The following is a 326-nucleotide window of genomic DNA, read 5'->3' on the forward strand; positions in this document are numbered from 1 at the left end:
CAGGGTAATAGTAAAGAGATAACCATCTATCTGCGCAAAAATACATTTGCGCCTCGTCCCTTGTTCTTGATTCCTCGGGAAAAGTGCCCCTACCATAAGTTTGAGTTTCTCGCTCGTGGGGTTTACCTCGTTCCACTTCCGAGCATTTCTGCCGGAACTTCGTCACTGTGGCACCTTCAAGGTTATAAGACCATATCCGAAGACTTAGGTCATTCACCTGCCGTCAAACCGGAAATCCGGAATGCCCTGGCTTATTGTTTGACCAGGCACGATCACTACGGGCATCACAGCACCGTGCGAGCATGGACTTTCCTCTGCTTCCATAA

General features: G+C 49.1%; 1 other RNA gene. It reads right to left on the bottom strand.

Annotated features, from left to right (window positions below):
• Positions 1-17 precede the first annotated feature (17 nt).
• Positions 18-326: RNase P RNA component class B (gene rnpB, locus FE851_RS25925), an RNA gene on the bottom strand; the annotation flags it as partial.

The organism is Sphingobium sp. B2 (genome assembly GCF_007693735.1).
GTDB classification, from domain to species: domain Bacteria; phylum Pseudomonadota; class Alphaproteobacteria; order Sphingomonadales; family Sphingomonadaceae; genus Sphingobium; species Sphingobium xenophagum.